Source organism: Ruegeria sp. BB5 (genome assembly GCF_056539405.1).
This window is the reverse complement of record NZ_JBQFUX010000001.1, coordinates 263,122-277,391: the sequence shown is the minus strand read 5'-3', so window position 1 is coordinate 277,391 and position 14,270 is coordinate 263,122. Positions and strand designations below refer to the sequence as shown.

Genomic DNA, 14,270 nt, shown 5'->3' with positions numbered 1-14,270 from the left:
GTTACTGAACCCGCGTCCAGGTCTGGCCACGGCAGACCAGACCACCAGCAACACAGCCTTTGACAGTCAGCTCATTCTGACTGTCCAGTGTCATTTTCGAGTTGTAGGTCTTGTCGCGGTCTGGCGCCCAGATTTTTCCGCTGTCGTACTGACCATCTCCCTCGGGCACCATATCCCAGATGATCTGTTTGCCTAGGTTTTCATATTCCAACTGCTGGTTGCCATCACCGTCGAAGGCGCTGTCAATTGTGCCGCAAATCGCACTGCCACATTCCGCAATGGTTACATGCAGATAGCCGCCCGTATCCCCCGGCTGGGTCTTCCACAGCCCATCAACCGGGTCAGCCGCAAAAGCGGTGGTCGCCATGGTGGCAAAACCTGCTGTAAGTAGAAATTTCTTCATAATGCTCTCCCTGTGTTGCGATCACTCTGGCCCGGTGACCGGCTTCGGGCAAGAATGACTTTGCGTCGCGTTGCATCCCCTGCCCTGACTGTGCGATATCCCGCGCGACTGACCAAGATATAGGGCCGCCCGACATGATCCTCTACCCCGCCATCGACCTCAAAGACGGCCAGGCCGTGCGCCTGCTGCGCGGTGAAATGGACAAGGCCACCGTGTTCAACGACGATCCGGCCGCGCAAGCCCGCGCCTTTGTCGAGGCCGGGTGCGAGTGGCTGCATCTTGTCGATCTGAACGGCGCTTTTGCGGGTGAGCCGATCAATGCCGCGCCGGTCGAGGCCATTCTGAAAGCCTGCAACGTACCCGCGCAGTTGGGTGGCGGCATTCGCGACATGACCACAATCGAAACCTGGATCGAAAAAGGCCTCGCTCGCGTAATTCTGGGTACGGTTGCAGTGGAAGACCCCGATCTGGTGCGTGAGGCAGCAAAGGCATTCCCCGGCAAGGTCGCTGTGGGCATTGACGCGCGGAACGGTATGGTCGCCACCAAGGGCTGGGCCGAAGAGACCGACGTTCAGGTCACCGATCTGGCCCGCAGTTTCGAGGATGCAGGCGTCGCAGCCATCATCTACACAGACATCAACCGCGATGGCGCGATGCAGGGCCCGAATATTGAAGCAACCGCTGATCTGGCCCGCGCCGTCTCAATCCCGGTCATTGCCTCGGGAGGTGTCAGTTCGCTGGATGATCTCATCGCCCTGCGCGATTGCGGCGTCGAATTGAACGGGGCGATTTCTGGTCGGGCGCTCTATGACGGAGCCCTCGATCTGAAAGAGGCCTTGGCCACCCTGAGCAACTAGAGCGGGCCCAAATGCGCCAGCAAGAAGTGCAGCTGGCGCATTCCCGATGTTATTGAGCCGCGACCGAAGTCAGTTTGGCCAACGCACCGCGCATCTTTTCGATGATCGGAGATTTCTCGACGTCGTCAAGCTCATCCATGGTCTCTTTCGGGTCTTCATAAGCCAGCCAAACCTGACCGTTTTCATCCTCATAGGCTTGAACTTTCAGTGGCAGGAACAATCCCGCCCTCGGGTCGATCTGCATCGCGGGCGTTCCCAGCGCCGGGTTGCCGAAGATCAGCACCTGATTGGCTGGGATACTCAGCCCGACCTTTTCCGCACCAGCCGCGTGATCGACGCGCGCAAATACGGTCGCGCCTGCATTGCCAACGGCGGCTTCAAGTGCATCCATTACCTCGGGCACGGATTTAGCTGTGTTTACCTTGATGATATCGTCTGCCATCGCTGCGACGGTCCCCCCAAATACAAAAGCGGCTGTCAAAAAAAGTTTAAGCATCTCTTTGATCTCCTGATGAATTTGGGCGCAGTGTTCACAGTTTTGAACCGGGTGGCAATCACATCTCCGGCATCGGCGAGGCTTTGCCGGTTGCGAATTAAATGGGTTTCAATGGGTCCGCCGCGACCGATGACAAATCGTGAACAATTCCACGTTTCCGGTAAGAGTTTGCACATATCAGCCGCAAAATAGTCTTATTCCGTCGCTAGGGCTGAACCGCAATCTAATGCCGGAGTTTCATTGTGTCCGTTTCAAACGTATCTCAACCGACTGAAAATTGGCGCTATTATGCTCCGGTCATCAGTTTTTGCGCGACAATTTTTGTCAGCGCCAGCCTTCTGTTTTTTGTTCAACCGCTTTTCGCAAAACTCGTCTTGCCCAAAATCGGCGGTGCACCGGCGGTTTGGACAACAGCTATGCTGTTTTTCCAACTTATGTTGATCATGGGATATCTGTACGCCCACATCCTGACCCGGTGGTTTAGTCTGCGTTGGCAACTTGTTACACATCTGGCCCTTTGGCTGATCGCCCTCAGCTTTTTGCCCTTGGCCACGCAAGAAGGCTGGAGATTCGATTCTTCGCAATCTATTGCCCTTCAAACGCTGATTCTGTTTGCGGCAGGGGTCGGTGTTCCATTTGCAGTGCTGTCCGCAAATGCCCCGCTTCTTCAGGCATGGTATTCGCGCTCTGGCGGTCCATCAGCCAACGATCCATATTTTCTGTACGCAGCCAGCAATGTTGGATCGCTGCTGGCCCTGTTGGCGTTCCCACTGATGGCCGATCCATTCTTTGGTGCGCAAGACATCAGCCTGTTCTGGTCCGTCGGATTTGTCGTGTTTGGTATTCTTATGGCCGTCAGTGGTGTGTTTGCCCTTCGTGGTGGAACCGAACCTATCGCCGTACATGAACCGCAAACGACAGGCAGCGCCCTGAGCATCAAGACAATTTCCACTTGGGTGTTCATTGCATTCATTCCGTCATCCCTGATGTTGGCCACAACAACCAAGCTCAGCATCGATCTTGGAGCCATCCCGCTAATCTGGGTTCTGCCACTGGCGACATATATCCTGACCTTCATTCTCGCTTTTACCAAATGGCGACGCGTCACCCTGGATAGTCTGAAAGTTCCGGTTTTGATTGCGCTGGCAATCGCCGTGGTCCTGCTGTCCAAGGTTGCACCGACGCACAAGGCCTTGGCGTTGATGATGCTGTATGTTCCGATCCTCTTTCTGGTCGCCCTGTTTGCGCATAGGCTTCTGTATGAACTTCGGCCACCAGCCGAGCATCTGACCATCTTCTATCTGGCGCTTTCGGTTGGAGGGGCTTTTGGAGGTCTGTTCAACTCGATCATTGCGCCGGTCTTCTTTGACCGCGAGATCGAATTCGCCCTGACACTCATTACGACCGGTGGACTGTTTCTGCTGCACGCAGGTACTTTCAGTATCCGTCACGTTGCCATGGGAATCATTGCGTCGATTCCGCTGTTGTTCGTGACAGGCGCACTGCGCTTCAGCCTCGTGTTCGACTCTCGCACACTTGGTATCTTGGTGGCGTCCTCACTTGTTGCCGCAGTGCTACTGGCCTTTAGAAATGCCCCGACCCGATTGGCGACAGTTCTGCTGATCGTTTTGGCACCGAACCTGATCTCGAAGACTCAGGTCTATTTCCGCGATCGCAGCTTTTTCGGAACCCACGCCGTCTATGATTTCAAAGAGTTCCGGGTCTACAAGAACGGAACCACCGTACACGGCTGGCAAAGGCAAACACCGCCTGGTACGCGGCCGGTCGGGTCCTCGTATTATCATCCGAACGGGCCAATGGCCGAAATCCTGACATCGGAATACGGCCAGAACTCGGACAATATCGCAATTGTCGGCCTTGGGACCGGTGCGTTGGCTTGCTATGGGCAACCGCATCAGACGTGGGATTTCTTTGAGATCGACCAAACCGTTGATCGCATTGCACGCGACCCTGAACTGTTCACGTATATGTCCACATGTGCACCGGACACGACCACCCATCTGGGCGACGCCCGGATCGTTCTGGAATATCAAAATTTCGACTTTGATATCATGGTGCTGGACGCCTACAGTTCAGACGCGATACCGCTCCACCTGATCACGCAGGAGGCAATCGAGGTCTATCTGAACCATCTGGATCAGGATGGCACGTTGGTCTTCCATATCTCGAACCAGTATTACGATCTTTCACCGCAACTGGCGCGAGCCGCAGCAACGCTGAACCTGCACGCGGCACTTCAAATGGACGATGCCACCGAGGAAGAAGAAAAAACCGGCGCGTCTGACACGCATGTCGTCATCCTGAGCCGAGACAAAAATCGCATCGAATCGTTCATCGATACCGCCAAGTGGGAGCCTTTGGTCACCGACGGTCAGGTTCCGTGGACGGATGACAAGGCGAACCTTCTGTCTGCCCTCAAGATACTGCACACAAACTGATTGCACATAACGCAACCTGTGCCCCGCCACAGTCAGGCTGTTCAGCACTGGCATCGGCGGGGCTTTGTAGGTAGAGGTGCGGCAACAAAGGATGCCGACATGCTGAAAACCCGCATCATTCCCTGTCTGGATGTCGCTGATGGCCGTGTGGTCAAGGGCGTGAATTTCGTTGGCCTGCGTGATGCCGGTGACCCGGTTGAATCGGCCAAGGCCTACGACGCCGCCGGCGCAGATGAGATCTGCTTTCTGGACATCCACGCCACCCATGAAAACCGCGGTACAATGTTTGACGTGGTACAACGTACCGCCGAGCAGTGCTTTGTGCCCCTGACCGTGGGTGGCGGCGTGCGTACTAAAGATGACGTGCGCGCTCTGTTGCTGGCTGGTGCGGACAAGGTCAGTTTCAACTCGGCCGCCGTGGCAAACCCCGATGTGATTGCGGAATCGGCTGATCAGTTCGGCAGCCAGTGCATTGTCTGTGCCATCGACGCCAAGACCGTCAGCCCCGGCAAGTGGGAGATTTTCACCCACGGCGGCCGCAAACCCACCGGCATTGACGCGGTGGAATTCGCCAAAACCGTCGTCGCCAAAGGTGCTGGGGAAATCCTGCTGACGTCAATGGACCGCGACGGCACCAAAGCCGGGTTCAATCTGCCCCTGACCCGCGCGATTTCCGACGCGGTGGACGTACCAGTGATCGCTTCGGGCGGGGTTGGCAACCTTGACCACCTGGTCGAAGGCGTCACTGAGGGCGGGGCAAGCGCGGTTCTTGCCGCCTCGATCTTTCATTTCGGCGAATACACCATCCGCGAAGCCAAGGAACACATGACCGCCGCAGGTATCCCGATGAGGCTGACATGAGTATTCTACACGATCTGGCCGCCACAATTGAGGCCCGCAAATACGCTGATCCTGACTCCAGTTGGACCGCCAAGCTTCTGGCAAAAGGGCCCGAGAAATGCGCCGAAAAATTCGGCGAAGAGGCTGTCGAAGCCATTATCGAGGCCGTCAAGGACAACAAGGCCGCGCTTACGGCAGAGGCGGCGGATGTGCTCTATCATCTGCTTGTCATGCTGGCTGCGCGGGAGGTGGCACTGGATGATGTGCTGGCGGAATTGGAACGTCGTCAGGGCACCAGCGGCATCGCCGAAAAAGCCGCGCGCCCCAAGGGGTAATCGGCAGGGTTTCGTCATACCGCTCAACCCTTTATCATCGTGTTTCATGCTTTGCAGATCGAAGGGCACGCAGATGATCAAAGCTTTGGCCTTGGTGCTGGCCCTTCTGACGTTGGGGGCATGCGCGTCCCCTCCCCCTTCGACCGGAGATGAAGTTCAACGGCTGGCCAGCGAAATACGCAGCCTCGGCCCCGATATCGACCCCGAAGAAGCCGACCGCGCCGCGCGCATTGCCTATTCCTATACGGCGCAATTGGTGCAGGAATACGAAATCACCGACCCTCCGTTGATCCACAACGCCAAGGTCAACAAGGGTCTGCGCCCGCGCGGGCTGTGCTGGCACTGGGCCGAAGATATCGAGCGCCGCCTGAAGCAGGAAAACTTCCAGACGCTTGACCTGCACCGCGCCATCGCCAACGCCGACAACCCGTTCAGAATCGATCACAGCACGGCCATCATCAGCCGCAGAGGGGAAACGATGTATGACGGTGTGGTGTTGGATCCGTGGCGCTATGGCGGCGTGCTGTTTTGGTCGCCGCTGATCGAAGACACAAAATACGAATGGGTGCCACGCGACGTCGTTTTGGAGAAGCGCCGCGTGGAACAATACGGCGATCTCTTGCCCTATACCGGCGGCTAGATTTTAGACGAGATGACACCAGTGGCAAATCCGCCCATGCGCAACTCACCAAACAGGCGCTGATATTCGATCTTGGGGCAACGGTTCATCACCACATCCACCCCGCGCGCCTGTGCCTTGGCGGCAGCATCAGCGTTTTCGACACCGATCTGCATCCAAATGGTGCGCAGGTTCGGGAATGCGTCCAATGCCTCATCCACAATCGGCGGCACGGATTCGGAGCGGCGGAAGATATCGACCATATCTACGGGTTCAGAAATCTCGGACAACGACGCCCTGACGGTCTGACCAAACAGCTCTTTGCCTGCGTGGCCCGGGTTGACCGGAATGACCGTAAAACCCTTCAACGACAGATATCGCGCCACATAATAACTGGGGCGTACCGGGTTCATTGACACACCCACAACAGCGACAACTTTGGTGCGCTGCAGAATCTCTCTAAGGTGCTTATCGGAATAGTCGGCCATCTGCGCACCCTATGCCGTCCTTAACAAAGAAAAAAGCGCCCAGGTCGAACCTGAGCGCCAGTTGTTGGAACGAGGGACAGTGAAATGACCCGCGGCAGTTCCGTTCCGCGGTCACTGTGACATTTAGGCATAAATTGAGAGAAAAAAAGAGGGGATGCGCATTTTTGTGATGACAGATCACGAAAAGCGAAAACCCGCCTATTGCTCGTAAAGAATTACAGGCCAATGCGCTTCGGCCATACGGATATATTCCGTCCTGGCTTCACGCCACATCGCTTCGATTTCGGGTGAGTGGGTCAGATACAGCCGACCGTCCACGACCTGCCATGCCTTGGGATCGGTGCTAACAAGCGATCCATGCGCCATGGCATAGGCGCAATATCCACCGAATTGAGGGGCAAAGGCACGTGGATCACGTTCAAACGCGTCACGGTTCTCAGCGGTTGCAAAGTGCCACTGGGCCCCTTTCCAGACAACGGCGTATTTCGGCTGACCATGAACCGGAGCATCGCCATTGAAATACGACACCACGTCATACCCGGACATCGCGGTGCCATCGGTCACGTAGAAGACAGGTATCTCCTGCGCTGTCGCGGCAGGAGTGATCAAAGCGGCGGCAATCGCGCCCAGAAGAAAACGTCGGGTCAACATCACAGAAATCGGAACAAGGTCATCAGGGTCTCAAGATGCAAGTTTTATGACCAAGTGACACCCCACTTAACGGGCTTGTGATCACCTGTGTCGCCCAGGCGCCACATCAATCAAAGATGTCTTCGATGACATCCCATGCCTCATCCAACACGTGTGAGAAGACACTCTTTTTCTTTTTCTGCTTCTTTTTCTTGTGGCTTGCAGTCGGCTTTGCCGCACCACGCTTTGATTGGCTTTCGGACAATTTACGCTTGGGCATCATCTTGAGGTTATGCAATGGCGCCCCGCAGCTGGAACAGCTCAGCTCATGACGGTCCTGCCCTTTCAGAACCAGCGCAGCGCGGGTCCCGCAATAACAACAGGTGGCGATTTTAGACGGGCTGGGAATGGCACTCTCCTGTCTATCTGTGCCTTGAGGCATATAGGGCAATTGCGGCAGCATTTGAGACGTTAAGTGACCCAAACCCGCCCGCTGCGTCGATTTTCACCAGTTGATCAACTGTTTCTTTGGTTTTTTGCCGCAAGCCCGGTCCCTCGGCCCCCAATACCAACGCAACCGGCTGATCAAGTTTGCCACCCAACGCTGTCTCGATGGTTTCTTCGGCCTCACCATCCAGACCAAGAACCAGAAATCCCATGTTCTGAAGCTCGACGATGGCGTCGGCCAGATTGCGAACCCGCAAATACGGCTGACGTTCCAACGCGCCGCTAGCGGTTTTGGCCAGCGCCCCGGTTTCCGGCGCCGAATGGTGCCGCGTGCCGATCACCGCACTGGCCCCCAAAACCTCGGCTGAGCGCAGAATCGCCCCGACGTTATGCGGGTCGGTCACCCGGTCCAGCAGAATCACGCGAGGATGCTCGCGCCCGATGCAATTCTCGGCCAGCCCACCCCAATCCAGCGGTTTAACCTCAAGCGCTGCGCCTTGATGGACAGACCCCGGATCAATCGGCGCGGTGAATTTGCGCGGATCGACCATTTCGGCCTCAATCCCTGCAAAATCAATGGCCTCTGTCAGCTTGTCCTGCGCATTTCGCGTCACGATCAAACGCAGTTTTTGCCGCTTCGGATTCATCAACGCATCGCGTACAGCGTGAAGGCCAAACAGCCAGACAGTTTCGGACGCAGCCGCTTTACGGGCTTGTTCTTTCTCAACGACCCACTTGGGTTTCTTCATTTCTTGGGCCTCCGGGCCGGGAAATCGGTTTCCTGCGTCAAAGCGGTATTTTCCTGTTGACGCTCCTTTAAGGCGCTAGTAATCACGCCTCCACGTCAGGTGCAACGCCTGACAGTGGGCGACAGGCCGCAAGGTGTGGCAGGGGACTGTAACTCCCTCGCGGAGACGCACGCCTGGTTCGATTCCAGGGTCGCCCACCATCTTCTTCTGATGGTGACAAAGTGCAAGGGGCCGTTAATTCGGCAGACATTCCCATTCGTCTACCACCTGACCACCCCTAACCGCCAATACGATCCCGAACTGATTCAGCACAGCTTCGCTCTGACTTGGGTGTAGCAGGGCGATGTCGCCGGGTTTGACGGGCGCATCTGGTGGGCCTGTCCAGACCTCCTGATTGGTTGAACGTCCGAAAATGGAGGAATAGCCAAAGCCGTTGGGAAACACCGGTTTAGCGCGGAAATACCCCCCGAAAATCGCAAGATCGGTTTTGCGCCGGGCCAGAAAATCCAATCCCGGCAGCGAATTACCGGGCAAGGTTTTCAAAACCGGAGTCGCGATGAACGCTGCGGGTTGAAATCCCTGTGTCGTTTTGTGGTCGAAATCTGTGGGTTTCACGAGGACCGACCCAAAAGCGATCTCGGTGGTCTTACCTGTTGTGCGGTAGGACTGAAAAGTCAGACTGCCACCCGTGTTCAGGCACAGCCCCTTGGCCTCATTCGGCAGGCTGGAAACGGCGTGATCGAACGCATTCGCGCTGGCCCGAAAGGCACGTTTGCGCAAGAAATGCGGCAGTTTGGCCAGATGCGCCTCGTACCCCATAACACCGGACAACCGCGCATTAGGGTTTGTCTCAATTTCTTGCGCAATGCGCGCAACTTGATCTGGTTGAAAGCCACCGCGATGCAGGCCGATATCAACCTCAAGCGACAGGCGCAGGGCAAGCTGACGATCCGCTGCAAGGGTCAGATAGGATTGCAGCCGTTCCGACGAGTCGATCAGCCATTGAACCCGCGCAGCAGCGTCTGGACATTCGCTCAGAACGCGCGCAGCTGACCGGACCGGCAACGGTTTGCCGATCAAATGGTCGGCTTTCGGCTCGGCCTTCAAAAGCGCCAGCAGCATGGGCTCGGAAAACGTCATCAGGCCCGAGGTCTGGATCAGGCCCCGAATATGATCCAGCAGCGGCAAACAAGGCAGGGATTTGGCGACCAATCGACGGCCCAACCCATCATCCGACCTGTCCACCGCCAAGGCACAATTTGCATCGAGCCTGTCCAGATCAACCACCGCGACCGGCTTGTCCACGCCATACGCACGCAGCGTCTCAGAGAGGGATTGCAGATAGTTCGTCATGGTCGAAACAGCCTGGCAAGCGCGGGCGTAAGGAGCTTGCCCGACGGGTCCAATTGTTCCCGCAGCCCGCAGAAACGGTCGAAATCAGGATACATGGTGGATAGTTCTGCGTAGGCGAGGCTGTGCATTTTGCCCCAATGCGGTCGTCCGCCCGCTTCGACAAATAATGGCTCAATCGCGTCAAAGTATCGCCGGTGATCCTCGTCCGCATCTGTGTGGATTGCTATTGAAATGCGCGGCCCGCCCTGAAATGGGGATAGGCAGGCCGAGTCGCCCGCAGTTTGGCGGACTTCAATTGGGAAATAGATATCCTTGTGGTCGCGATGCAGCCGGGTAATGACCTCTTGCAGAACATCTTGGGCGACGTCGGGCGGCAGGTGGTATTCCATTTCTTTGAACCGAATATGCCTGTCACTGCACAGCACCCGCCAGCTTTCGCCCACATAGTCTTCGTCCGATTGCGCCATGGTCAGTAGTCGCAACAGCAAATCGCGTAGCCCACTGCTGAGCCGACCAACATTGCGCGCCAGCTTCAACACTTTGACGGCAATCATGTCTAGATCACGTGGTGCCCTGCTTTCGGCTGCGTCTGAAATTTCATGGCGCAGCTCGACGGCCTTACCGGTGAAAGGGATATAGAAGAACTCGAAATTTCGGTTCCGGACCCAGTTCTGGTGCATGTTGGCGATGCAGTCCTGCAGATCAGCCAATCGTACCCTTCGACGCAGGTTGTATTTCGGCACGACCGAGATCTGGGCCTCGGTCAAAATGCCCAACATGCCCAAAGTGACTTGCGCCATCTCAAGCGGAATGTCGTCGGTTGTCAGAATATCCCCACCCGCGCTGACCAGTTTTGCGGCGGTGATTTCCGCTGCCAGACAGGGCAGCGAGCGTCCGGTGCCGTGTGTGGCGGTTGATACTGCACCGGCCAAAGACTGTGTGTTGATGTCACCGAGATTGCGAAAGGCCATTCCCTGCCCTGCCAAGGCCGGAGACAAGTCGCGCAGCCGGGCATTTGCGTTCACCCAAACCTTGTCTTCCCCGACTTCTCCGACCACTGGCAAGTCGATATCCGACAAGTCCAGTATCCGATCCCCACCGGCAACAATGGGTGTGAACGAATGACCCGCGCCTACAACCCGCAGCGTGCCTGACTGCGCCACGGCTTGCTGCAACTCGGAAATCGAGGTTGGACGTTTGATCGGCGTCTGCGTACGCTGGTTTCCGGCCCAGTTGGTCCACATGTGCAATCTCCTCCGAAATCGAAGATTGCAGCACAGGTGGAACGAAACAAGTCAGGATTACAGAGGTTTACCCAACGAGAGGTTAACTCAGGCCGCAGCCGCGCGTTGCGCGTTGACCCGGTCGAACCAAGCAGAGATGGCTTCGAGGTTCGGCTCCAGCTGCTCGGCCGCGCCACCGGTGAACTCTTGAAACTTTTCCTTGTTCAAACCGTTCACGCCAACCAGCACGGGGATATCCAGTGTCAACGCTTCGGCGATCACCGGGCGAAAACCGCGCCCGTCAGCCTCATGCTTGCCGAACTTGTTGATGATCAGCAACTGCGGCGCATCCTCAAGCGAGTTGGTGACATACCCCACAGCCCGCTCCAACGCAGCCGGGTCCAGCCGACAACCGCGCGAATGCTCGCCCAGAGATTGCGAGATGCGGATGGTCTCGCCATCTGGCAGCACACGGACATCCATGTCGCATTTGCTGCTGTCGGCACATTCGGTGTTAGTTTGAACCACGCCGACCAGACGGGCATCGTTGGCCAGAAGATGTTCGGCAACGGCGCTCAGCAGGCGGTCGGTCGCGCCGCGATCGGTGGTGGTAACATAGGCCAGATACATTGAAAGACCCTCATAGTCCTAAAGTGTGACTTTCCAGATAGCACGCATGACCCGGTCCGGCCACTCCTTGCGTTATGGCAGGGGCGAAAGGCCGATCACAGGCGCGTGCAGGTGAAGCAGAACCACAAATGCGGCCAAGGAAATCAGCGCGATCCCCAAGCCAAGCCAGGGTTGCGGCGCGCGCAGGGAAAACCGCGCCGTATTGCGGGATAGGCGTACCCATTCGATCCCCATATCGCGCGCCTTGCGCTGATCGATCAGCGCCATGCCCCACGCCGCAAAACCTGCAAAAAGACCGAATAAGATGACATGCGATAGGCTGCCATTCGCCAGAAGATGCGCCAAGGCCCACAGCATCATGGCTGCAAGAAGCGGGTGACGCGTGGTGCGCAGGATACCGGGGTTTTCGGGGTCGAACCGACGGTGGCCCAGGCCGCCAAAAGAAAACGGATTTTGGATTGTCAAACCTGCCACGGCCAACCAGCACACCACTGGCATGGTCAACAGCGGCACCCAACGCAGGATGGGAAGCGGTGGAATTACTTCAACATAGGGCGCTTGCGCTGCGGCGACAATCAGCCAGCCCAAAACTAGCAGGGACAACGCGGAATAGGCTGTAAAATACCCCCTGCGTCCCATCACGTCGATCAACCGCCCGCGCACGACGGGTCGGGCGGGGATGGCGTGGGTCAGCAGAAAGGTGATCAGTGCGGCAAGGAAAAGAGCCCAACCCAGCATGGTATTCTCCGTCAATGTTGGCCCCTATTTAGGTCCGTGACGCGGCATGATCCTTGTCCGAAATCAAGTCGGGTGCGGCGCATGGGCTTTCCGCGCATGTTCTGGGCATATTGTTTCAACGCTTGCAACCCGACAATGAACAGGCAACCCTGCCTGCGGAGGACACCGATGCACCATTTCGATGAGATCTACACCATGGCTGCCAACCGCCACGGTGGGCCCGACGCTTTGCGGGCCAAGCTGAGCAAACCTAAAAGCGTGGCTGAGTTGACCGCCCTGCCCGATGATCGCTGGCTGTCGATCATCACGAAATGCGTCTTTCAGGCCGGGTTCAACTGGAAGGTTATCGAAAACAAATGGGTTGGGTTTGAAGCTGCCTTTGATGGTTTTGACGTCGGTCGCTGTGCCTTTATGGATGATGAGAAGTTGGACGCCCTGCTGCAAGACACCCGCATTGTCCGCAACGGCACCAAGATCGCCACGGTCCGCGACAACGCCGCGTTTCTGTTGGAACTGCGTCAGGAAGGTGGCGTGGGAAAGGTGCTGGGCGGCTGGCCCTCGTCTGATTACGTCGGTTTGCTGGCGATGCTAGGCAAGCGCGGGTCGCGTCTGGGTGGGGCCTCGGCGCAATACGCCATGCGATTTGCCGGGCGCGACAGTTTCATCCTGTCGCGGGATGTCACCGCCCGATTGATTGCTGAAGGCGTGATCGACAAAGCGCCAAGCTCCAAGAAGGCGATGGCTGCCGTTCAAGACGCATTCAACACCTGGATGGACCAATCCGGGCGGTCGTTGACGGAAATCAGCCGGGTTTTGGCGATGAGCCTGTAAAACCGGTTGCAGTGCGGGTGCTTCACACTAGGCTCACTTCATGACCTGCCGCATTTTGATGATGGTTCTCCTTCTGCTTGCATCCTGCGGTCGCCCGCTGACCGAGCAGGAACGTGCTTTTGCCACCGCTGTTCAGGGCGAGTCGCTGAATCTGGATCGGGTGCGCCTGGTCGAGGGGGCTCCGGTCGCGCCAATCACGTTTTACCGCAAGGAACGGCCCCGTCTGGCCTGCCGTGAACGCATATTGCCAGCCCCGACCGAAGGGGTCGTCACAGCAAAGCCCGCCGCCGTAGCCCTGTTCAACAAGGTCTATTTCACGCGTGAGTGGTATCTTGAGGACTATATGTCCGACTTCCCCGAGCAGATGAACCTAATCGCCGGAATGCTGCTGGCGCATGAGCTGACACATGTGTGGCAATGGCAGAACCGGAAAACCACAGGCTATCACCCTTTGCGTGCAGCGGCCGAGCATGGTGGCAACAAGGACCCCTATCTGTTTGATATCGAAACCTCGTCCGACTTCCTATCCTACGGGTTTGAACAACAAGGCGCGATTGTCGAGGAATATGTCTGCTGCCGGGCGCTGGACCCTCAAGCCCCCCGCACCCAACGCTTGCACGACATGCTGGGCGCGCATTTCGACATTTCACCCCTGCCGAACCAACCGCGTGAGCGCGATATCGTCATCCCCTGGAGCGGCGCAAAGACCGAAGGCATTTGCCGCTAGACGTTACCCGCCTTGCAATGTTTCAAGATAGGCGATCAGATCCACGATCGGCTGGCTGGTCAGAATCGGCTGCCCCTCGGGTGTTTTCATCGAGGTGTCCTGCCCGTCGAAATAAGGACCATAGACTGGCATCGGGCTGCCGTGGCTGACCAACGGATCGCGCCCGTCAATCCGCGCAACGACGCGCGCAGTTGGGAAAACACCGTCTTCTCCGGCCAGCTTGGTCAGATCAACCGGCTGAATGACCAATATCCCCGCCATCGGCCCATGCCCGGTCGCATCGATTCCGTGGCAGGTTGCACAATAGTGCTGATACAGCTCGGCCCCGGTATCCACATCCTGTGCCGCGACCTGCGCAGCGGTCACAAGCACTCCGAACGAAACGGCAGTCATTAGGGGTCTGGGCATCGCATCCTCCTGTCACGATTGACATATACAGGCTTGC

At 57.2% G+C, this 14,270-nt stretch carries 18 protein-coding genes and 1 tRNA gene; 8 read left to right on the top strand and 11 right to left on the bottom strand.

Going from position 1 to position 14,270, the window contains the following annotated elements:
• Nucleotide 1: 1 nt before the first annotated feature.
• Nucleotides 2–403 carry a DUF2147 domain-containing protein gene (locus tag ACR0DL_RS01400; protein ID WP_170348016.1) on the bottom strand — a complete coding sequence of 134 codons (402 nt, stop codon included), beginning with the start codon at nt 401–403 and terminating at the stop codon, nt 2–4.
• Nucleotides 404–537: 134 nt separating this feature from the next.
• Between ACR0DL_RS01400 and hisA the strand changes: the two genes are divergently transcribed.
• The gene (gene hisA, locus ACR0DL_RS01395) at nt 538–1,260 is read left to right on the top strand and encodes a 1-(5-phosphoribosyl)-5-[(5-phosphoribosylamino)methylideneamino]imidazole-4-carboxamide isomerase (RefSeq protein ID WP_480687249.1); all 723 of its coding nucleotides are present in this window, start codon (nt 538–540) and stop codon (nt 1,258–1,260) included.
• Between the two features lie 49 nt (nt 1,261–1,309).
• On the opposite strand, the gene ACR0DL_RS01390 is transcribed toward hisA, so the two are convergent.
• Nucleotides 1,310–1,756: a DUF302 domain-containing protein gene (locus ACR0DL_RS01390; RefSeq protein WP_480687247.1), complete on the bottom strand. Its 447-nt coding sequence runs from the start codon at nt 1,754–1,756 to the stop codon at nt 1,310–1,312.
• Nucleotides 1,757–2,172: 416 nt separating this feature from the next.
• Here ACR0DL_RS01390 and ACR0DL_RS01385 point away from each other — a divergent pair, with 416 nt between their 5' ends.
• The 4 genes from ACR0DL_RS01385 to ACR0DL_RS01370 all read left to right on the top strand — a co-directional run bounded on the left by ACR0DL_RS01385 (nt 2,173) and on the right by ACR0DL_RS01370 (nt 6,030).
• Nucleotides 2,173–4,215, top strand: a complete 2,043-nt coding sequence (locus tag ACR0DL_RS01385; protein ID WP_480687245.1) for a fused MFS/spermidine synthase — start codon at nt 2,173–2,175, stop codon at nt 4,213–4,215.
• Nucleotides 4,216–4,314: 99 nt separating this feature from the next.
• Nucleotides 4,315–5,076, top strand: a complete 762-nt coding sequence (hisF, locus tag ACR0DL_RS01380; RefSeq protein ID WP_170374487.1) for an imidazole glycerol phosphate synthase subunit HisF — start codon at nt 4,315–4,317, stop codon at nt 5,074–5,076.
• Nucleotides 5,073–5,390, top strand: a complete 318-nt coding sequence (locus ACR0DL_RS01375; RefSeq protein WP_480687243.1) for a phosphoribosyl-ATP diphosphatase — start codon at nt 5,073–5,075, stop codon at nt 5,388–5,390. Before hisF ends, ACR0DL_RS01375 begins: the two co-directional genes overlap by 4 nt.
• Nucleotides 5,391–5,463: 73 nt before the next feature.
• Nucleotides 5,464–6,030: a hypothetical protein gene (locus ACR0DL_RS01370; protein WP_170348011.1), complete on the top strand. Its 567-nt coding sequence runs from the start codon at nt 5,464–5,466 to the stop codon at nt 6,028–6,030.
• Here the strand turns inward: ACR0DL_RS01370 and ACR0DL_RS01365 are convergent.
• From ACR0DL_RS01365 to rlmB, 4 genes are all read right to left on the bottom strand, one after another.
• Nucleotides 6,027–6,497, bottom strand: a complete 471-nt coding sequence (locus tag ACR0DL_RS01365; protein WP_170409102.1) for a CoA-binding protein — start codon at nt 6,495–6,497, stop codon at nt 6,027–6,029. The two genes, ACR0DL_RS01370 and ACR0DL_RS01365, sit on opposite strands and share 4 nt — an antisense overlap.
• 198 nt (nt 6,498–6,695) lie before the next feature.
• Complete coding sequence (locus ACR0DL_RS01360) at nt 6,696–7,148, bottom strand: YHS domain-containing (seleno)protein (protein WP_170360318.1); 453 nt, start codon at nt 7,146–7,148, stop codon at nt 6,696–6,698.
• Nucleotides 7,149–7,254: 106 nt separating this feature from the next.
• A complete protein-coding gene (locus tag ACR0DL_RS01355) occupies nt 7,255–7,569 on the bottom strand; it encodes a hypothetical protein (RefSeq protein WP_217357177.1) in 315 nt (104 codons plus the stop codon).
• Entirely contained in the window at nt 7,550–8,323 is a 774-nt protein-coding gene (rlmB, locus tag ACR0DL_RS01350) for a 23S rRNA (guanosine(2251)-2'-O)-methyltransferase RlmB (protein ID WP_170374477.1), read from the bottom strand. Before rlmB ends, ACR0DL_RS01355 begins: the two co-directional genes overlap by 20 nt.
• Before the next feature lie 116 nt (nt 8,324–8,439).
• Between rlmB and ACR0DL_RS01345 the strand changes: the two genes are divergently transcribed.
• Nucleotides 8,440–8,523: transfer RNA gene (locus tag ACR0DL_RS01345), tRNA-Tyr, on the top strand.
• Nucleotides 8,524–8,557: 34 nt separating this feature from the next.
• Here ACR0DL_RS01345 and ACR0DL_RS01340 read toward each other — a convergent pair.
• From ACR0DL_RS01340 to ACR0DL_RS01325, 4 genes are all read right to left on the bottom strand, one after another.
• A complete protein-coding gene (locus ACR0DL_RS01340) occupies nt 8,558–9,676 on the bottom strand; it encodes an alanine racemase (protein ID WP_480687240.1) in 1,119 nt (372 codons plus the stop codon).
• Nucleotides 9,673–10,920 carry a D-arabinono-1,4-lactone oxidase gene (locus ACR0DL_RS01335; protein WP_480687238.1) on the bottom strand — a complete coding sequence of 416 codons (1,248 nt, stop codon included), beginning with the start codon at nt 10,918–10,920 and terminating at the stop codon, nt 9,673–9,675. Before ACR0DL_RS01335 ends, ACR0DL_RS01340 begins: the two co-directional genes overlap by 4 nt.
• A gap of 87 nt (nt 10,921–11,007) precedes the next feature.
• Nucleotides 11,008–11,529, bottom strand: a complete 522-nt coding sequence (locus ACR0DL_RS01330) for a DUF2478 domain-containing protein (protein WP_170374471.1) — start codon at nt 11,527–11,529, stop codon at nt 11,008–11,010.
• Nucleotides 11,530–11,601: 72 nt separating this feature from the next.
• A complete protein-coding gene (locus ACR0DL_RS01325; RefSeq protein ID WP_480687236.1) occupies nt 11,602–12,267 on the bottom strand; it encodes an NnrU family protein in 666 nt (221 codons plus the stop codon).
• A gap of 168 nt (nt 12,268–12,435) precedes the next feature.
• Between ACR0DL_RS01325 and ACR0DL_RS01320 the strand changes: the two genes are divergently transcribed.
• Both ACR0DL_RS01320 and ACR0DL_RS01315 read left to right on the top strand, forming a co-directional pair.
• A complete protein-coding gene (locus tag ACR0DL_RS01320; protein WP_480687234.1) occupies nt 12,436–13,098 on the top strand; it encodes a DNA-3-methyladenine glycosylase I in 663 nt (220 codons plus the stop codon).
• A 40-nt stretch (nt 13,099–13,138) separates the two neighbouring features.
• A complete protein-coding gene (locus ACR0DL_RS01315) occupies nt 13,139–13,825 on the top strand; it encodes a hypothetical protein (RefSeq protein ID WP_170548032.1) in 687 nt (228 codons plus the stop codon).
• Nucleotides 13,826–13,828: 3 nt separating this feature from the next.
• Here ACR0DL_RS01315 and ACR0DL_RS01310 read toward each other — a convergent pair whose 3' ends face one another.
• Nucleotides 13,829–14,233: a c-type cytochrome gene (locus ACR0DL_RS01310; RefSeq protein ID WP_170348001.1), complete on the bottom strand. Its 405-nt coding sequence runs from the start codon at nt 14,231–14,233 to the stop codon at nt 13,829–13,831.
• Nucleotides 14,234–14,270: the final 37 nt, after the last annotated feature.